Source organism: Paramesorhizobium salinisoli (assembly GCF_003335045.1).
In the GTDB taxonomy this organism is placed as follows: domain Bacteria; phylum Pseudomonadota; class Alphaproteobacteria; order Rhizobiales; family Rhizobiaceae; genus Paramesorhizobium; species Paramesorhizobium salinisoli.
Window position 1 is genome coordinate 135,942 of sequence record NZ_QOZG01000004.1, and the last position, 16,610, is coordinate 152,551.

A 16,610-nucleotide genomic window follows, 5' to 3' on the forward strand; every position below is an offset into this window, starting at 1 on the left:
TGCGCCACTCCTTGTTCAACTCCATTGCAGTGCGATGACACTTTCATAACATTTCGATGAAAACGGGAATAATGAACGGCAATCCTCAGGGCTTTCTTGCCCCTCGGCAAAAATATCGCTATATAGGCGGTGATTTCCCGGAAAATTGTGGTTACCCACGGCCCGCGCCCCCGGAGCGGACGAACGAGAGGACTTATCTAATGGCCACCCAGCTTCTTATGCCGAAGGCAACGGCCGTCTGGCTTGTCGACAATACAGGGCTTTCCTTCGACCAGATTGCCAATTTTTGCAAGCTGCACCCGCTTGAAGTGAAGGCGATCGCCGATGGCGAATCCGCACAGGGTATCAAGGGCCTCGATCCTGTCATTACCGGCCAGCTTTCGCGCGAGGAGATAGCCAAGGCGGAGAAAGATCCGAACCACAAGCTGAAGCTGCTGGAGCCGAAGGTCCGTGTGCCCGAGACCAAGCGCAAGGGACCGCGCTATACCCCGCTGTCGAAGCGCCAGGACCGCCCCAACGCTATTCTCTGGCTGGTGCGCAATCATCCTGAATTGAAGGATGCACAGATTTCTCGCCTCATAGGGACGACGAAATCGACCATCGAGCAGATCCGCAACCGCTCGCACTGGAATTCGGCCAATCTCCAGCCGATGGACCCGGTGACGCTGGGTCTCTGCTCGCAAATCGATCTTGATCTTGAGGTCGAACGCGCCTCGCGCGGACGTCCCGTTACCCCAGAAACCGGCGACACGCTGCTTCCGGCTTCCGCGACGGAAAACATGGATTATCGCGACCGGCCGTCCGAGGACGAGCAGGAGCTCGATGCCGACAAGGTTTTCGCCAAGCTTTCGTCGCTGAAGGGGACACGCAACGAGGACGAAGACGAGGAATAAGCTCGTTTCGAATTGAGTTGAAAGAAAATCCGGCGTGGAGAAATCCGCGCCGGATTTTTTTAATGTGTCGGTCCGTCGTGCTTTGGAGGATCAGTACTGATCCTTGTAGGCATTGAATTCGCGGGCCTCCATCAACCGATAGAAATCGGCAAGCGTCTTGCCCCGCTCAGGACGGAAGCGGCGCCCTGATTCTGCGGCAAGCGAAATGCGGTCGGTGCGGAAGGTGCGGAAGGCGGTGCGCAGTTCGCACCAGCCGATGACGGTCCAGACCTTTCCCCAGAACCATAAGCCGAGCGGGCGGATATCGCGGCCGCTTTCGCGTCCTTCAAGGTCGCGGTAGCGTATGGTCAGTACATTGCCGCCGTCGACCGCGCGCTCGACGGTATCGATGATCTGTCGCTCATGTTCGCTGATATAGGCGGTGGGCGCATGGATCTGCGTGTTGGTGATGCGGGAGCGCTCTTCTTTCGGCAGAACGGCCTCGATCTTGACCAGAGCTTCCTCCGCGCCGCGCGCCATGGATGCGCCGCCCCAGGCGCGAACCAGCCTGGCGCCGGCGACAAGGGCGACGATCTCATCTCGCGTGAACATCAGCGGCGGCAGGTCGAAGCCCTCGCGCAGGATGTAGCCCACACCTGCCTCCCCATCGATGGGAACGCCCGTTGATTGCAGGTCGGCGATATCACGGTAAATCGTGCGCTCGGAGACCTCCAGCCTCTCGGCCAGTTGTCTTGCCGTCACCAGCCTGCCTCCGCGCAGGCGTTGCACGATCTGGAAAAGACGGTCAGCGCGCCGCATGGACGTCAGGCGCTCCCGTATTCACGCGCCATCAAATGGCGCATTGTATTGATATCGTCGTTCTTTGCCGGGAAAAGCGTTTCGAGAAAGGCTGCGGCGAAGGTTCCGGGCGCTGTCCCCGACGCGCTGACGACGCGCTTGTCGCTGACGGCGAAGGGTATATCGCGATACTGGTCCGCGCCGTCGTAATCGCCAATCTTTCCCTGTATCCATCCATGGCCGTTGCTGGTGTGGCCCCGGCCCGAGAAAAGGCCCGCGCGGGCAAGCGCAAGCGTGCCGGCGCAGATGCCGCCGACCGTTCCGCCGCGGACATGGACTGCCAGAAGCAGCGGCGCGATGTCAGGAGGCGCGTCAGAAAACCAGGTTTCGGAACCGATGACTGCGACCGCATCGAGATCTGTGTTCTCGTCGTGATCGATGCCGCGTTCCGGCGACAGAACCAGCCCGCCGATGGATTTGACAGGTTTCCTTCCAGGCGCGAGCGAGACGACACGCGCATCGAAAAATTCGACGGCGGCCCCGGAAAGAAAGCCGAATTCCCAATCGGCATAACCCTCAACGAAAACGAGGCCGATCATCGTTTTTTCAGCCATTTTTGTATCCGCCATCAGAATTCCCCCTCCATTCTACTGCACAATTTCCCAAATCGGAATCGATATGGGGTAAAACCATGCGGCAATTCAAAACGTTAGAGCGTCTCATGCGCATGCAACCGGATGCTTGGCGCTCCAAGTTCCTGCGCGTCATGGAATAGACTTCCAGCGATCAGCCAGGCGTTTCGCGTGAACATCGGGCCAGCCGATATCCTTCTGAATGGAACGCGGCAGGCTGCCGATGAGGCGTTCGGTGCGGATGTGGTCGCGCCTCGCCTTGATCTTCCGGCGATAGTGCTGAAGCGCGCTCAAAATCGGAGCTATGACGATACCCATCGAGGTTTCTCCCTTGGTTTCAGGAGAGCATCATTGCATACCACTCCTGACAGCTATCTGTCAGGAGTGTCCGGAGAGCGTCGGGTGATCAGGTCTTCACAGGAACAGTGTAGTTCAACGATAATCGCCCGCCATCGGCATAGATGGTCTGGCCCGTCACATAGCTCGAATCGGGAGAGGCGAGGAATGCCGCTATGCCGGCGATTTCCGCGGGATCGCCGATGCGGCCCATCGGCGTGCGCGACAGAATACGCTCCGTGGCGCCGTCATAGGCATTGACGCTTGCCAGCATGTGGGTATCGATCGAACCAGGGCCGATGGCATTGACGCGGATGCCGTAGGGTGCGAGCGAAACGGCCATGACGCGCGTGAGCTGGTTCACGCCGCCCTTCGAGATCGAATAGGGTACCTGGGTCTCCAACCCGAACAGCGCGTTGACCGACGACATGTTGATGATGGTCCCGGCGGGACCGCCAGCCGCGATTCTCGCTACCATGCGCTTGGCAACAGCTTGCGCGCAGAGGAAGGCGCCTTTCAGATTGATGCGCAGCACGCGATCGAAATCCACCTCTTTCAAGGAGAGGAAATCGGCATGATGCGCTACACCGGCATTGTTCACGAGAATGTCGATGTCGCCGAACGTATCCGTGGCAAATGCCACCAGGTTATGAACATCGAGCTTTTGGCCAACATCGGCCGGCGTGAAACGGATGGCGCCGAGCCGCGATAGATCCTTCTCCGTCGCCTCTCCCTTCGTTTCGTCGATATCGGCAATCACCACACTGGCGCCGTCGATCAGGTAGCGTTTGGCAATCGCATATCCGATGCCTTGAGCGCCGCCGGTCACAACAGCCACTTTGCCTTCCAGTCCCATGCCGTCTTTCCTGTCTTCAAATATTCGCTATGTCGGGCGGAGATTGGACCGGGGCCGGCGAGGGGTCAACCGCCGATGCCGCGCATCGCGCGTGCGCCCCGGCCATTCAGGCGGGAAAGACTTGGCGCTTTGGCATGCCGCGCTGTAAGAGATTTCTCAAAGGATCGCCACTTGACCAAGATTCTCCCCGTTCTCCTCCTCATCCTCATGGCACTGCATCTGGTCAAACCACTCGGGCTGCCGGGCTTGAGGCGCCGCAGCGATTTCTGGAAGATCGCGGTGGTGGCGATCGGACTGATGTTTCTTGTTGTGGCCTTGCATGCGGGGACGGTGTTTTAGGTGTTTTAAATGAAAAAGCCCGGATCGTGCGATCCGGGCTTTTTCTGAGACGGTCCTGGCTTAGGCGGCCTTTTCCAGATCCTGCTTCCAGCCACCCGTTGCAGCAAGGGAATTCATGCGGGCGCGGTGGGCGAAGGCGCGCTGTCCGGCGGCGACGTTTTCCGGCTTGCCGCCCCAGGCCTTCAGCGCGGCTGCCTGCAAAGCGCGACCATAGGAGAAGGTAAGCTTCCACGGCATGTCGAAGCTCGCGTTCATGGCGGAGAGATGCGCGGTTGCTTCCTCGTCGGATTGGCCGCCGGAGAGGAAGGCGATGCCCGGCACTGCGGCAGGAACCGTTGATTTCAGGCAACGCACGGTCTTTTCCGCCACTTCCTCGACAGAGGCCTTGCGAGCATTCTTGCCGTCGATGACCATGTTCGGCTTGAGGATCATGCCTTCGAGCACGATCCGGGCGTCATAAAGCTCGGCGAAAACCGTCTTCAGCACCCATTCGGTGACCTCATAGCAGCGGTCGATGGAATGGGTGCCGGGCTTGCCGTCCATCAGCACTTCAGGCTCGACGATCGGGACGATGCCGGCTTCCTGGCAAAGCGCGGCATAGCGGGCCAGCGCCTGCGCGTTCTGCTTGACCGCGCCCCAGCTCGGCAGGCCGTCGGAAATGGAAATCACGCCGCGCCATTTGGCGAAGCGCGCGCCAAGCGCATAATATTCGGCCAGGCGCTCGCGCAGACCGTCGAGCCCTTCGGTGATGGTCTCACCGGGGAAGCCCGCAAGCGGCTTGGCGCCGGCATCGACCTTGATGCCGGGAATGCTGCCGACCTGCTTGATGATTTCGGTGAGCTTCGTGCCGTCGGCTGCGCTCTGACGAATGGTTTCATCATAGAGGATGACGCCGGAGATGCAGGTCTTCATCGCATCTTCGGAGCGGAACAGCATTTCGCGGTAGTCGCGGCGGCTTTCCTCCGTGGAGGCGAGGCCGATCGTCTCGAACCTCTTCTGGATCGTTCCCGAACTTTCATCGGCGGCGAGAAGGCCCTTGCCGTCGGCAACCATGGCAATCGCGATATCTTCGAGACGTTCACTCATAGATGGACTCCAACTTTCGTTCTTTCATCAGCGCAATAACAAAAGAGTGCGACAAACGAAACGCCAGTGCAAACCTTTGAAACGATTGAATTTATTTCAAACGATTTAGGAGCATCACTTTTTTCGGCAAACGGTTAAAGAGGGCCGGCAGTCCTATGCGCGCTTCAGCACATCGACGCCGGGAAGCGGCTTGCCTTCCATCCATTCGAGGAAGGCGCCGCCCGCCGTCGAGACATAGCTGAAATCATCGGCGACGCCCGCATGGTTAAGCGCTGCGACCGTGTCGCCGCCGCCGGCGACCGAGACGAGATTGCCAGCCCTGGTGCGCGCCGCGACATGGCGCGCGGCTGCAACCGTCGCCTTGTCGAAGGGGCGAAGCTCGAAAGCGCCGAGGGGTCCATTCCAGATCAGTGTAGCGGCATCGTCTATCGCGCCCTGAACACGCTCGATCGACTGGGGGCCGAGGTCGAGGATCATGCCGTCGGCCGGGATTGCATCCAGCCCATAGGCATGGTTGGGCGCGTCGGCCTGGAAATGCCATGCGACGATGGCATCGACGGGCAGGATGATGGCACATTTGGCGCTTTCAGCCTTGGCCATGATCTGACGGGCCGTGTCGGCGAGGTCGTGCTCGCAAAGCGATTTGCCGACGCCGATGCCGCGCGCGGCGAGGAATGTGTTGGCCATGCCGCCGCCGATGACCAGGGCATCGACCTTCTCGATCAGGTTCATCAGGAGATCGATCTTGGAAGAAACTTTCGCGCCGCCGACGATCGCGACCACCGGGCGTGCGGGGTTGCCAAGGCCCTTCTCGAGCGCGTCGAGTTCGGCCTGCATGGCGCGGCCGGCATAGGAGGGAAGCAGGTGGGCGAGGCCTTCCGTCGAGGCATGGGCGCGGTGGGCGGCCGAAAAGGCGTCATTTACATAGATATCGCCATTAGCAGCGAGCGCCTTGGCGAAATCGGGGGCGTTCTTTTCCTCGCCCGCGTGAAAACGGGTGTTTTCCAGAAGCAGGATATCGCCGTCCTTCATGGCGGCCACCGCGCTCGCCGCCTTTCCGCCGATGCAGTCCTCGGCGAATCGTACGGGATGGCGAAGTTGCTTTTCCAGCGCCTTCACCACCTGATGCAGTGAAAATTCAGCGGAGGGGGCGCCCTTGGGGCGGCCGAAATGCGCCAGCAGGATGGTCTTCGCGCCCTTGTCCGAGAGTTCGGAGATGGTTTCCACCACGCGCTCGATACGGGTCGCGTCCGTCACCTCGCCATTGGCCACGGGAACATTCAGATCGACGCGGAGAAGAACACGCTTGGATTTGACATCGGCCTCATCGAGGGTACGGAAATTCATCGGTCTTCTCTCCGGTCGGTGTTGGCGCGTGATGCCGGGACGGGTCCCGGGCAAGCCCGAGGTCTAACAAATCACGCTTTCAGCCTTTCGAACAGGCCTGGATAATCGATAACGAGGCCGTCTTCATCGACAGGAAGATCGGCGCTGAAGCTGCGGTCCTCGGCCTGGTAGCGATAGAGCCGGCCGGCTTCCAGGCAGGTATAGTTCTGCCCGTCGCGGAACGGCTCGAAGCGATCGAACGGCACATAGAGCATGGTGAGCTTGGCCGTTTCGGATTGCGGTGTCAGGCCGAGACGTCTGATCGGTATTGTATTGGTGAAGGGCGTTCCCGCAAGGTCGATATCGATACAGTTGTCGAATTGCGGCAAGGCATCGCCTGCTTCGTTGCGCCAATGGCCCCTGCCATCGGAAAGAAGCGCCAGGCGCTCTCCCGCCGTCGTCTCAACGGAAAAACCGCTGATATGCCAGCGCGCATCGCAATCGATACGGTAGCGAACGCCATAGGGAATACCGCCGCGCTCGCCGATGACAACGCTGTCGGCGCGAACGCCACCGTCATGCGGTCCGATCACGAGATGTTCGAGACCCTCTCCCTCGACCGAGCGCCAGCGCACCGTTCTGCGGGAGAGGGGATTCATTTTGCACCGCATTTCTGCGACGCCAAGTGATTCCACCTGGCTGCAAATGCTCGAAACATCAGTTTACATCACCTTCGCGAAAGCGACGGCCGTGTCGGCCATGCGGTTGGAGAAACCCCATTCATTGTCATACCAGGTGAGGATGCGCACGAAGTTGCCTTCCATGACCTTGGTCTGGTCGATCGCGAAGATCGAGGAATGCGGGTCATGGTTGAAGTCGCGCGAAACCAGCGGCTCCTCGGTATAGGCGAGGACGCCCTTCAGCGGACCACTGGTCGCGGCAGCCTTGATGACGTCATTGATTTCCTGAACCGTCGTGGCGCGCTTGGCGACGAACTTGAAATCCACCACCGAGACGTTCGGGGTCGGGACGCGGATTGATGTGCCGTCGAGCTTACCCTTGAGTTCGGGCAGGACGAGGCCTACGGCCTTGGCCGCACCCGTCGAGGTCGGGATCATCGAGAGCGCCGCGGCGCGGGCGCGGTAGAGATCCTTGTGCATCTGGTCCAGCGAGGGCTGGTCGTTCGTGTAGGAGTGGATCGTGGTCATGAAACCGTGGTCGATGCCTACGGCGTCGTTGAGCACCTTGACGACCGGAACCAGGCAGTTCGTCGTGCAGGATGCGTTGGAGATGACCAGATCATCCTTGGTCAGCTTGTCGTGGTTTACGCCGTAGACGACGGTCAAGTCAGCCCCTTCGGCGGGGGCGGAGATGATCACGCGCTTGGCGCCGGCGGTCAGATGCGCGGCAGCCTTGTCACGCGTGGTGAAGAAGCCGGTGCACTCCAGCGCGATATCGACGCCGAGCTCCTTGTGGGGGAGCATCGCCGGATCCTTGATCGCAGTCACCTTGATGGGCTTGCGGCCATCGATGGTAATCGTGTCACCGTCGACCTTGACCGTGGCCGGGAAGCGGCCGTGGACCGAATCGTAACGCAGCAGATGGGCATTGGTTTCGACCGGACCGAGATCATTGATCGCCACGACTTCGATGTCGGTGCGGCCGGATTCGACAATGGCGCGAAGGATATTGCGGCCGATACGGCCAAATCCGTTAATTGCGACACGAACTGCCATTTTCTATTCTCTCCCTGCTGGGTGTGGTGATGCCCTGATGAGCCCGCTCAGGCGGATTTCTGCAATTTGGCTTCCGCGGCCTCGACGACGGCCTCCGCGGTAATACCGAAAAATTTGTAGAGATCTTCGATGCGACCGCTGGCGCCGAAGCCCTTCATGCCGATGAAGACGCCGTCTTCGCCGATGAAGCGTTCCCAGCCGAGCGAAATCGCCGCCTCGACCGCAATCTTGACCGGCGCGTTGCCGATAAGCGCCTGCTGATAGGCCGGAGACTGCTGTTCAAAGAGTTCGAAGCAGGGGACGGAGACAACGCGGGCCGCAATGCCCTTCTTCTCAAGCGCAGCGCGAGCATTGAGCGCGATCTCTACCTCGGACCCCGTGGCGAAGATCGTCACCTTGGCGTCATCGGTGGCGGTCGCCAACTCATAGGCGCCGTAAGCGCAGAGGTTTTCCTCGATGTGGTCGGTGCGGACCGTCGGCAGGTTCTGCCGGGTGAGCGCGATAGTGGAAGGCGTCTTCGTCGATTTCAACGCCAGTTCCCAGCATTCAGCGGTTTCCACCACGTCGGCGGGACGGAATACCAGATGGTTGGGGATCGCCCGCAGCGCGGCAAGCTGTTCGACCGGCTGGTGCGTCGGGCCATCTTCGCCGAGGCCGATGGAATCATGGGTCATCACATAGACAACGCGGATGCCCATCAGCGACGACAGGCGCATTGCCGGACGGCAGTAATCGGAGAAGGTGAGGAACGTGCCGGAATAGGGGATGATGCCGCCATGCAGGGTCAGGCCGTTCATCGCCGCCGCCATGCCGTGCTCACGGATGCCGTAATGAACATAGCGTTCGCCGTAATTGTCCGGCGTGATCGGCTTGGTCTGGCTGGTCTTTGTGTTGTTGGAGCCGGTGAGATCAGCGGAGCCGCCAATGGTTTCCGGCACCACGCCATTGATGATCTCGAGCGCCATTTCGGACGCCTTGCGGGTGGCGACCTTCGGCTTTTCCGCCGAAAGCTTCTTCTTGTAATCTGCGATCGCTTGCTCGAAGCCGCCGGGCAGGTCGCCACGGATGCGGCGCTCGAATTCGGCGCGGGTATCGGCATCAGTGACAGCCAGGCGCTTTTCCCAATCCTGGCGCTTGCGGGCGGCATTCAGGCCGGCGACGCGCCAGGCATCGAGAATGTCGGCGGGAACGACGAAAGGCGCGTCTTCCCAGCCAAGCGCCTTGCGCGTAGCGGCGATCTCTTCGGCGCCGAGCGGCGAGCCGTGAACCTTGTTGGTCCCGGCCTTGCCAGGCGCACCGAAGCCGATGGTCGTCTTGCAGGCGATCATCGTCGGCTTATCGGAGGCGCGGGCCTGCTCGATCGCCTGGGCGATGGCTTCCTGATCGTGGCCGTCGACGCTCAACGTGTTCCAGCCGGAGGCGGCGAAACGCGCCGGTTGATCGGTATTGTCGGAAAGCGAGACAGCGCCATCGATGGTGATGTTGTTGTTGTCCCAGAAGACGATGAGCTTGTTGAGCTTCAGGTGGCCGGCAAGCGCGATGGCTTCCTGGCTGAGGCCTTCCATCAGGCAGCCGTCGCCGGCGAGCACATAAGTGTAGTGGTTGACGAGGTCGTCGCCGAACTTCGCATTGAGGATGCGTTCGCCGAGCGCCATGCCGACACTGTTGCCAAGGCCCTGGCCGAGCGGGCCGGTCGTCGTCTCGATCCCCGCCGCATGGCCATATTCGGGATGTCCCGCGGTCTTCGAGCCGAGCTGGCGGAAATTCTTGATCTCCTCGATCGTGATGTCTTCGTAGCCGGAGAGATAGAGCACGGAATAGAGCAGCATCGAGCCATGGCCGGCGGACAGCACGAAACGGTCGCGGTCGGGCCAATGCGGGTTCTTCGGATCATGCTTGAGAAACCGCGTGTAGAGAACCGTGGCAATGTCGGCCGCACCCATCGGCAGGCCTGGGTGGCCCGAATTAGCCTTCTCAACCGCATCCATCGACAGGAAACGGATCGCATTTGCCATTTTGTTGAGTTTTTCGGAATTGGTCATGATCTCGGCCGTCTTTCGAAAGGGGCTTGCGCGCGCCGGTTCCGGCGATGCTGGAAAAGCAGGCGACACATAGCAGGTGCAGAGGTGGAGTCAATAAAACCATGCCTCATGATTAGGTGATCTGGTTGGCTCCCGGCGCGTTAACCAAGCCCGGCGGGGAACTTGTGCATTGCCAGCAAATGGACATAATGGCGCCGATAACCGGTGTATGACTTTTTCATGACTGCCTTGATTTCTTGCATGCAATCAGAGCGGCTTCTAATATTCAAACGAAATACCGTTTGTTGCAATGCGATTCGTCACATTTGAATTTGCAATGAACGGTCAAGGGATAACCAGGGATGGCACCGGACACGACCCTCAAACAAGTCATGGACAGGCTGGAGCGAGCACTAGATGCGCTTGAGGAGGCGGTTGATCTCAGGCTTGAAAAAGAGGGCGATTTTGCTGAAGCCGAGGAGGAAGTGCAACGCATGAACACCGATCGCAGCCGATTGGCACAGGAGTTGGACATATCGGAATCCCGTGCCGAACGTCTCGAATCTGCGAACCGCGAAGTGTCGCGGCGTCTTGTCACAGCGATGGAAACGATCCGCGCAGTGCTGGACAGGTAACCGTAAGGGAGATCACATGGCGACGGTGACGGTTACAATCGATGGCAAAGCCTACCGCATGGCCTGCGACGAAGGGCAGGAGCAGCACCTGACCGGGCTCGCCGAACGCTTCGATCGCTACGTTACCCATCTGAAATCCTCCTTCGGCGAAATTGGCGACCAGCGTCTGACCGTCATGGCCGGCATCATGGTCATGGACGAACTGGTCGAATTGCAGAAACGCCTGAAGGGGCTGGAAAACGAGGCGGAAACCCTGCGGCGGTCGCGCGACGAAGCCTTGAGCAGGGCAGACAAGAACGATGCGGCGCTGACCGGGACGCTCTCGGACGTGGCGCAGCGCATCGAGATGCTTGCGACCAAGATAGCAGTGAAGCCCGGCGTCGCGTGACGCGTGCCAACCGCGGGCGGGCGTCGTGACCGCTCCGGTGTCGTGATTTTTACTGAAAAGCATCAACAAGCAGCTTGACCCACTGGCGCATGGGGGCATGGAGGCTTATATTGGTCCTTGGCGTACTGCACTTCACGACAGGAGTAACACTTCCCCGGGGCCTTAATTGATCTCAAGGGAGCTGTCCCTGGAAAGGCCTGTGGGCTTTTTCATACGGCGCCCACCTACTTTGTAGGTTCCCGGGATCAATCTCTCCATCGGTTGTTGTGGTCGCCACCTTTCCATTGCCGCCCTCCGGTTTTGTTCTGCCTCCCAATTACCTTGACCTTGACGCCCAGTTGCGGTTGTTTCCGGTCGTGCATTTATGGAGCAGCCGGTGGAACTGACCGTCCCGGATCGTAAGGAACTGAAAAAGGCGCTGCGGCGGGAAGCGCTTGCCCGGCGCGATGCGCTCGATGCCGGCTACCGCGCCGATGCTTCGTTGGAGGTCGCAAGGCATGGAAGGGGCGTTGCGTTCGAACCCGGTGCCGTTGTCTCCGGTTTCTGGCCGATCCGCTCCGAGATCGACCCACGTCCACTCCTCTCTGTACTGCGTAAGCGCGGCGCCAGGCTTTGCCTGCCGGTCGTGCAGAATCGCGAAACCATCATTTTCCGTGAGTATCTGGACGAGACAGCGATGGTCGACACTGGTTTTGGTACGATCGGACCCAGCCCGGAGGCGCGGTTGCTCGATCCTGAATTGATGCTGGTGCCGCTCGCTGCCTTTGATGTTCGCGGTGGGCGGCTCGGTTATGGCGCGGGTCACTACGACCGTGCGCTGGCGCGCCTTGCCGAGAAGGGCCGCCATCCGCTGCTGATCGGCCTCGCCTTCGACTGCCAGGAAGTGGCTGAGGTGCCCGATGAGCCGCATGATCTGCGGCTTGCACAAATCCTCACCGAGAGCGGCTTGCGCGGCGTCCTGCCTGCCTGATAAAGGCAGGCGATGAGATTTCTTTTTCTGGGCGATATGGTGGGCCGGTCGGGGCGCACGGCAGTGTATGAAAAGCTGCCGGGGCTCATTGCCGACCTCAAGCTGGATTTTGTCGTGGTCAACGGCGAGAATGCGGCAGGCGGGTTCGGCATTACCGAGGAGATTTTCAACCAGACGCTACGTGCCGGCGCCGATGTCGTGACCACGGGAAACCATGTGTGGGATCAGCGCGAGGCACTTGAATTCGCCCGCCGCGAGGAGCGCTTCCTGCGTCCCGCCAATTTCCCCAAAGGCACCGCCGGCAAGGGCGTCGGTGTCTATCTCGCCCGCAATGGCGCGCGCGTGCTCGTCTCCAACATCATGGGCCGCGTGTTCATGCATCCCGATCTCGACGATCCTTTCCAGGTGGCGGCGGAAATCCTCGATGCGTGCCCGCTGGGCGAGCAGGCCGATGCGGTGATTTTCGATTTTCATGCCGAGGCGACCAGCGAAAAGCAGTGTTTCGGACATTACGTCGACAGCCGCGCCAGCCTGGTCGTCGGCACGCATACCCATGTGCCGACCGCCGACTGGCAGATCCTCAATGGCGGAACCGGCTACATGTCCGATGCCGGCATGTGTGGAGACTACGATTCGTCGCTTGGGATGGACAAGGAAGAGCCGCTCAACCGGTTTTTGTCCAAGGTGCCGAAAGGGCGTTTCGAGGCGGCGGGCGGGCCCGCGACGCTTTCCGGGGTTTGCGTGGAAATATCCGACCGCACCGGACTTGCGGAAAAGATCGCTCCCTTGCGCATTGGCCCGAGGCTCCAGGAGAGCATTCCGGATTTCTGGTCCTAATCTCTGCGGCAGCGGATTGACGGCGGAGAGGGTGGTTCCTACCTAACGTGCTCGGCCACCTACGCGGTCATTGACGCATTTTTCTAGAGGGGACATCGAAATATGGATTTCATTGCGGAACATTTGGCATTTCTTTCCAGTCCTGCGGGATGGGCGGCGCTGGCTACACTCGTCGTCATGGAAATCGTGCTCGGCATCGATAATCTGATCTTCATTTCGATCCTCACGAACAAGCTGCCGCCGGAGCAGCAGGTACGCGCTCGCCGGCTCGGCATCGGCGCTGCGCTCTTCCTGCGATTGGCGCTGCTCTTCACCATATCGATCATCGTCCAACTGACCGCGCCGATCTTCGAATTGTTCGGCCATGGCTTCTCCTGGCGCGATTTGATCCTGATTGCGGGCGGGCTGTTCCTGGTCTGGAAGGCGACAAAGGAAATTCACCATTCGGTTGATCACGAAGATCACAAGGACAGCATGGTCGGCGGTGTGGTGCAGCTGACGATGGGTGCGGCAATCGGGCAGATCCTGCTGCTCGACCTCGTCTTCTCCATCGATTCGATCATCACGGCGGTTGGCATGACCGACGAGATCGCCATCATGGTGATCGCGGTGCTCGCCGCCGTCACCGTCATGCTGGTTGCCGCCAATCCTCTTTCGCGGTTCCTCTCCGACAATCCGACCATCGTCATGCTGGCGCTAGGCTTCCTCTTGATGATCGGCATGACGCTGATCGCAGACGGCTTCGGCTATCACGTCCCCAAGGGCTACATCTACGCGGCGATGGGCTTCTCCGCCCTGGTCGAAGGGTTGAACATGCTGGCGCGAAAGAAAAGGAAAAGCGCGCCGAAGGCGTAAAGCGTTACGCAAGTCCGGGCGGAAAACCGCTTCACATTTCCTGAACTTGCTCAAATCACCGGATGGCGATTTTTGCTCCTGCAAATCCGCCATCCGCCACTTGCCTGCAGAGTTCAGACCATTCGCATTCCCGGCAGGCCTGCCGGGTTTTCCCTGTTGCAAAAGCGCTGCGCATCGTAGCGAGCATTTTCTCGTCGAGCACGATCCGGCTGCCGGTGCCGAAGGTCCGGGCGAGGAGGCTTGATAGCGCCTTCGTTGCCTCGACGTCGCGTTCGATGACGCTTGGGCGATGGCAGTGGCAATCCTCGTCGCCGAGCAGTGGGGCGCAGATATCATCTGGACCCGCCACCAGCAGAATATCCTCTCCCGCGGAAAGCCGCCCCGCTATGACATCGTAATTGGCTGTGAAAGCGGGGCTGTAGCCTTTGCCGACATAGGTCAGCATGCAGAGAAGATGGTGCGCGCGCAGGCGGATCGTCACGGTTGACGCCTACGCGCGGACCGAGGCCTTGAGGATCGCCGCGCCCAGCGCCGATTTGATCAGCGCGCCGATGAGGAATGGCGTGACGCCGAAGGCGACGGCTTTTTCGATGCCGATCAGCGAGGAAAGCCAAATGGCGCCCAGAACCAAGCATAAAGCATTGGCGAGGAGGAAAGAGGCGAAGGCGAGAAGCGCATTGCGCCCGTTCCAGCCGCGTTCGGCAAGCCAGCCGGTCAGTGCGGCGATGATGGGGAAGGAGAAGAGGTAGCCAGCGGTGGGCCCGGCGAACCAGCTGAGGCCACCGACGCCGCCAGCCAGAACCGGCAGGCCCATTGCGCCTTCGATCAGCCAAGCCAGAACGGTAAGCGCGCCGAGCCGCCAGCCATAGAGCGCGCCTATCAGCGGGACGACGAGGGTCTGCAGCGTGATCGGTACGGGGATCATCGGCACCTCGATCTGTGAGGTCAGCGCCAGAATCAGTGTGCCGCAGGCGACTGCGCCGATCTGAACTGCGGCGGAACGGCTGTCGAGGCGCAGCGGGCTGAACGAGGCTTGAAGCGTCTGGGCGGTCATATCGGACATGAGGTTCTCCTTGGGATCGAAAATTATAGATAAATTCTGATTCAATCTATTGAGGAATCCACATCCCGCGACAAAAGACAAGTGGAGCTATTCCAAGCGCCACTTTCACCCGGTTGGAGCAGGCCTGGAAAAGATGTCAGCCGACGATGGCGAAACTGTCGCGCACAGCGCCAGACGCCGTCCTGACCGGCTTCTGGCCGACCCATTGCACATGGCGGGCGAGAATGGTGGCGGCCTCGTCTATATCCCCCTGGCGCAGTGCCGCGAGAATGGCGCGATGGTCATGGTCGGTTCTCGTCTCCCATTCCGAACGCCATGTGCTGAACAGGAAGCGGGCGCTGGCGGCGTGAAGATCATCGATGGCGGCGAGCAGGCGCGGCATGGCGCATGGTGTGATGATCAGACGATGAAAGCGGCGGTTGGCCGCCTCCCAGGAGCGAACATCTCCGGACTTGTCGCCCGCCTTCGTTGCTTCCTCTGCTTGATCGAGAATGGACCTGGTGAGATGCGGCGCGGCATGGCGTAGGGCCAGAACCTCCAGTGCCGCGCGCATTTCGGCGATTTCCTTGATTTCGCCGAGATCGAAAGAGGCGACGCGCACGCCGCGGCGTGGTTCGCTGACCGCGAGCCCCTGGGCTTCGAGACGGCGGAAGGCTTCGCGCACCGGCACATGGCTGGTGGCGAACTCCTCGGCTATATGATCCTGCCGCAGCTTGGTGCCCGGATCGATTTCTCCGGATATGATCCGCTCCGCCAGAATGCGGCTGATCCGAATTGCGATGGTGTCGTCTTTTTGTTTGGCCATTAATTATAGATAATTTACGAGGCCCGTGATGTCGAGGCATAGCCTGGCTTGAACACAGGAAACTCGGGTCACGTCCCTTCCAGCACGACGACGGTTGGCCGGCGCGGCAAGGTGGACAGCGATATCTCCAGCGTATTGCCGTCGCGGTAATCGGCGGTGAAGTTCTCGCCCATCAGCGCGATGAAGCCGTCCATCGGCATGGCGAAGCGGTGCATGGGGAGAACGATGGAGGCCTGCAGCCGCTTCATCACCTCGCTCATGCGCTCCTGGCTCATCGTTAGGCCGCCATCGACCGGCACCATGACGATATCCAGGCGCCCGATCGCGGCAAAATGCTGCGGCGTCAGCAGATGATGGAGATGGCCGAGATGTCCGATGCAGAGATTGGCCGTCTCGAAAATGAAGATGGAGTTGCCGTCCTTCTCCATGCCGGCGCCGGAGCGGATGTCGGTCGTGACGTTGCGGATATAGGCATCCCCGACGGTCAGGGCATGTCTGGCCGGGCCGCCCTCAGGGTTCCAGCCGCGCAACACATGTTTGATGGCCGGATCGGGGTGGCTCGTATTATGCGAGGAATGGGCCTTGTTCATGGTTACTACATCAGGCGCAGGGCCTTCGCCTGCCCAGCCCGCATAGTCGGTGGCGATCCTCACCCCTTCAGGCGTCTCGATCAGATAGGTGGAATGGGTGACATAGGTGATGCGAACCACGCCGGCTTGTGCCGCAGCCTTGAGGGGTCTTGCCGCAGCGACCGGAGGATCGAAACGGGCATAGACGGCGCCGGGCAGCGACTGCGCCATGGCGAGGCACTGGCTTGGCGCCCGATCGCTCTCCGTCTCAAGGGACTGGGCCTGGGCGCCTGGCGAGGTGACGAGCGCCATGGCCAATAGAGCCGGTCTCCATTTTTCCAGGAGCTGCACCAGAACGACATTCAAGGTATTCAGGGCATTCAGCATTGCGGTCACTCCATCAAGCGGGGAGCCGATATGGATGCGGCGGCATTCTGCAGCGGTGGGAGCGTAGGGTCAGGACCGGTTCCTGCGCAAGTCACAGTT

20 protein-coding genes and 1 other RNA gene are annotated in these 16,610 nt (G+C 60.4%); 8 read left to right on the forward strand and 13 right to left on the reverse strand.

Going from position 1 to position 16,610, the window contains the following annotated elements:
• Positions 1-200: 200 nt before the first annotated feature.
• Complete coding sequence (locus tag DUT91_RS10305) at positions 201-893, forward strand: DUF1013 domain-containing protein (RefSeq protein ID WP_114440319.1); 693 nt, start codon at positions 201-203, stop codon at positions 891-893.
• 90 nt (positions 894-983) lie between these two features.
• Here DUT91_RS10305 and DUT91_RS10310 read toward each other — a convergent pair whose 3' ends face one another.
• The 4 genes from DUT91_RS10310 to DUT91_RS10325 form a co-directional block, all read right to left on the reverse strand.
• On the reverse strand, positions 984-1,691 hold the full coding sequence (locus DUT91_RS10310) for a helix-turn-helix transcriptional regulator (protein WP_114440320.1): 708 nt from the start codon (positions 1,689-1,691) through the stop codon (positions 984-986).
• A 5-nt stretch (positions 1,692-1,696) separates the two neighbouring features.
• Positions 1,697-2,284 (reverse strand): DJ-1/PfpI family protein, encoded by a 588-nt coding sequence (locus tag DUT91_RS10315; RefSeq protein ID WP_114440674.1) that lies wholly within the window; start codon positions 2,282-2,284, stop codon positions 1,697-1,699.
• 150 nt (positions 2,285-2,434) lie between these two features.
• Positions 2,435-2,620 (reverse strand): hypothetical protein, encoded by a 186-nt coding sequence (locus DUT91_RS10320; protein ID WP_114440321.1) that lies wholly within the window; start codon positions 2,618-2,620, stop codon positions 2,435-2,437.
• Positions 2,621-2,708: 88 nt separating this feature from the next.
• On the reverse strand, positions 2,709-3,494 hold the full coding sequence (locus DUT91_RS10325) for an SDR family NAD(P)-dependent oxidoreductase (RefSeq protein WP_114440322.1): 786 nt from the start codon (positions 3,492-3,494) through the stop codon (positions 2,709-2,711).
• Between the two features lie 171 nt (positions 3,495-3,665).
• Between DUT91_RS10325 and DUT91_RS26155 the strand changes: the two genes are divergently transcribed.
• Entirely contained in the window at positions 3,666-3,833 is a 168-nt protein-coding gene (locus tag DUT91_RS26155) for a hypothetical protein (protein WP_200834944.1), read from the forward strand.
• A gap of 60 nt (positions 3,834-3,893) precedes the next feature.
• Here the strand turns inward: DUT91_RS26155 and DUT91_RS10335 are convergent, their stop codons facing one another.
• From DUT91_RS10335 to tkt, 5 genes are all read right to left on the reverse strand, one after another.
• The gene (locus DUT91_RS10335; protein ID WP_114440324.1) at positions 3,894-4,919 is read right to left on the reverse strand and encodes a class I fructose-bisphosphate aldolase; all 1,026 of its coding nucleotides are present in this window, start codon (positions 4,917-4,919) and stop codon (positions 3,894-3,896) included.
• Between the two features lie 153 nt (positions 4,920-5,072).
• Positions 5,073-6,266: a phosphoglycerate kinase gene (locus tag DUT91_RS10340; protein ID WP_114440325.1), complete on the reverse strand. Its 1,194-nt coding sequence runs from the start codon at positions 6,264-6,266 to the stop codon at positions 5,073-5,075.
• A 71-nt stretch (positions 6,267-6,337) separates the two neighbouring features.
• On the reverse strand, positions 6,338-6,904 hold the full coding sequence (locus DUT91_RS10345; protein WP_114440326.1) for a putative glycolipid-binding domain-containing protein: 567 nt from the start codon (positions 6,902-6,904) through the stop codon (positions 6,338-6,340).
• A gap of 63 nt (positions 6,905-6,967) precedes the next feature.
• On the reverse strand, positions 6,968-7,981 hold the full coding sequence (gene gap / locus DUT91_RS10350) for a type I glyceraldehyde-3-phosphate dehydrogenase (protein WP_114440327.1): 1,014 nt from the start codon (positions 7,979-7,981) through the stop codon (positions 6,968-6,970).
• A 47-nt stretch (positions 7,982-8,028) separates the two neighbouring features.
• On the reverse strand, positions 8,029-10,023 hold the full coding sequence (gene tkt / locus DUT91_RS10355) for a transketolase (protein ID WP_114440675.1): 1,995 nt from the start codon (positions 10,021-10,023) through the stop codon (positions 8,029-8,031).
• 341 nt (positions 10,024-10,364) lie between these two features.
• Between tkt and DUT91_RS10360 the strand changes: the two genes are divergently transcribed.
• The 6 genes from DUT91_RS10360 (at position 10,365) to DUT91_RS10385 (ending at position 13,687) form a co-directional block, all read left to right on the forward strand.
• The gene (locus DUT91_RS10360) at positions 10,365-10,637 is read left to right on the forward strand and encodes a DUF4164 domain-containing protein (RefSeq protein WP_114440328.1); all 273 of its coding nucleotides are present in this window, start codon (positions 10,365-10,367) and stop codon (positions 10,635-10,637) included.
• A 16-nt stretch (positions 10,638-10,653) separates the two neighbouring features.
• Positions 10,654-11,025: a cell division protein ZapA gene (locus DUT91_RS10365; RefSeq protein WP_114440329.1), complete on the forward strand. Its 372-nt coding sequence runs from the start codon at positions 10,654-10,656 to the stop codon at positions 11,023-11,025.
• 119 nt (positions 11,026-11,144) lie between these two features.
• A non-coding RNA gene (gene ssrS, locus DUT91_RS10370) (6S RNA) lies at positions 11,145-11,301 on the forward strand.
• 88 nt (positions 11,302-11,389) lie between these two features.
• Complete coding sequence (locus DUT91_RS10375) at positions 11,390-11,995, forward strand: 5-formyltetrahydrofolate cyclo-ligase (protein WP_114440330.1); 606 nt, start codon at positions 11,390-11,392, stop codon at positions 11,993-11,995.
• 12 nt (positions 11,996-12,007) lie between these two features.
• Positions 12,008-12,832, forward strand: a complete 825-nt coding sequence (locus tag DUT91_RS10380; protein ID WP_114440331.1) for a TIGR00282 family metallophosphoesterase — start codon at positions 12,008-12,010, stop codon at positions 12,830-12,832.
• Between the two features lie 102 nt (positions 12,833-12,934).
• Positions 12,935-13,687 (forward strand): TerC family protein, encoded by a 753-nt coding sequence (locus tag DUT91_RS10385; protein WP_114440332.1) that lies wholly within the window; start codon positions 12,935-12,937, stop codon positions 13,685-13,687.
• 55 nt (positions 13,688-13,742) lie between these two features.
• On the opposite strand, the gene DUT91_RS10390 is transcribed toward DUT91_RS10385, so the two are convergent.
• From DUT91_RS10390 to DUT91_RS10405, 4 genes are all read right to left on the reverse strand, one after another.
• Positions 13,743-14,168 carry a DUF1284 domain-containing protein gene (locus tag DUT91_RS10390; RefSeq protein WP_114440333.1) on the reverse strand — a complete coding sequence of 142 codons (426 nt, stop codon included), beginning with the start codon at positions 14,166-14,168 and terminating at the stop codon, positions 13,743-13,745.
• A gap of 9 nt (positions 14,169-14,177) precedes the next feature.
• Positions 14,178-14,741, reverse strand: a complete 564-nt coding sequence (locus tag DUT91_RS10395; protein ID WP_425373786.1) for a biotin transporter BioY — start codon at positions 14,739-14,741, stop codon at positions 14,178-14,180.
• 145 nt (positions 14,742-14,886) lie between these two features.
• The gene (locus DUT91_RS10400) at positions 14,887-15,555 is read right to left on the reverse strand and encodes a GntR family transcriptional regulator (protein ID WP_114440335.1); all 669 of its coding nucleotides are present in this window, start codon (positions 15,553-15,555) and stop codon (positions 14,887-14,889) included.
• A gap of 68 nt (positions 15,556-15,623) precedes the next feature.
• Positions 15,624-16,511: an MBL fold metallo-hydrolase gene (locus DUT91_RS10405; protein ID WP_342634448.1), complete on the reverse strand. Its 888-nt coding sequence runs from the start codon at positions 16,509-16,511 to the stop codon at positions 15,624-15,626.
• Positions 16,512-16,610: the final 99 nt, after the last annotated feature.

Excerpts from the sequence above, each read along its gene's own strand:
- DUT91_RS10305 (WP_114440319.1), top strand. The coding sequence starts at position 201 with ATGGCCACCCAGCTTCTTATGCCGAAGGCAACGGCCGTCTGGCTTGTC.
- DUT91_RS10310 (WP_114440320.1), bottom strand. The coding sequence starts at position 1,691 with ATGCGGCGCGCTGACCGTCTTTTCCAGATCGTGCAACGCCTGCGCGGA.
- DUT91_RS10315 (WP_114440674.1), bottom strand. The coding sequence starts at position 2,284 with ATGGCTGAAAAAACGATGATCGGCCTCGTTTTCGTTGAGGGTTATGCC.
- DUT91_RS10320 (WP_114440321.1), bottom strand. The coding sequence starts at position 2,620 with ATGGGTATCGTCATAGCTCCGATTTTGAGCGCGCTTCAGCACTATCGC.
- DUT91_RS10325 (WP_114440322.1), bottom strand. The coding sequence starts at position 3,494 with ATGGGACTGGAAGGCAAAGTGGCTGTTGTGACCGGCGGCGCTCAAGGC.
- DUT91_RS10335 (WP_114440324.1), bottom strand. The coding sequence starts at position 4,919 with ATGAGTGAACGTCTCGAAGATATCGCGATTGCCATGGTTGCCGACGGC.
- DUT91_RS10340 (WP_114440325.1), bottom strand. The coding sequence starts at position 6,266 with ATGAATTTCCGTACCCTCGATGAGGCCGATGTCAAATCCAAGCGTGTT.
- DUT91_RS10345 (WP_114440326.1), bottom strand. The coding sequence starts at position 6,904 with ATGAATCCCCTCTCCCGCAGAACGGTGCGCTGGCGCTCGGTCGAGGGA.
- gap (WP_114440327.1), bottom strand. The coding sequence starts at position 7,981 with ATGGCAGTTCGTGTCGCAATTAACGGATTTGGCCGTATCGGCCGCAAT.
- tkt (WP_114440675.1), bottom strand. The coding sequence starts at position 10,023 with ATGACCAATTCCGAAAAACTCAACAAAATGGCAAATGCGATCCGTTTC.
- DUT91_RS10360 (WP_114440328.1), top strand. The coding sequence starts at position 10,365 with ATGGCACCGGACACGACCCTCAAACAAGTCATGGACAGGCTGGAGCGA.
- DUT91_RS10365 (WP_114440329.1), top strand. The coding sequence starts at position 10,654 with ATGGCGACGGTGACGGTTACAATCGATGGCAAAGCCTACCGCATGGCC.
- DUT91_RS10375 (WP_114440330.1), top strand. The coding sequence starts at position 11,390 with ATGGAGCAGCCGGTGGAACTGACCGTCCCGGATCGTAAGGAACTGAAA.
- DUT91_RS10380 (WP_114440331.1), top strand. The coding sequence starts at position 12,008 with ATGAGATTTCTTTTTCTGGGCGATATGGTGGGCCGGTCGGGGCGCACG.
- DUT91_RS10385 (WP_114440332.1), top strand. The coding sequence starts at position 12,935 with ATGGATTTCATTGCGGAACATTTGGCATTTCTTTCCAGTCCTGCGGGA.
- DUT91_RS10395 (WP_425373786.1), bottom strand. The coding sequence starts at position 14,741 with ATGACCGCCCAGACGCTTCAAGCCTCGTTCAGCCCGCTGCGCCTCGAC.
- DUT91_RS10400 (WP_114440335.1), bottom strand. The coding sequence starts at position 15,555 with ATGGCCAAACAAAAAGACGACACCATCGCAATTCGGATCAGCCGCATT.
- DUT91_RS10405 (WP_342634448.1), bottom strand. The coding sequence starts at position 16,511 with ATGCTGAATGCCCTGAATACCTTGAATGTCGTTCTGGTGCAGCTCCTG.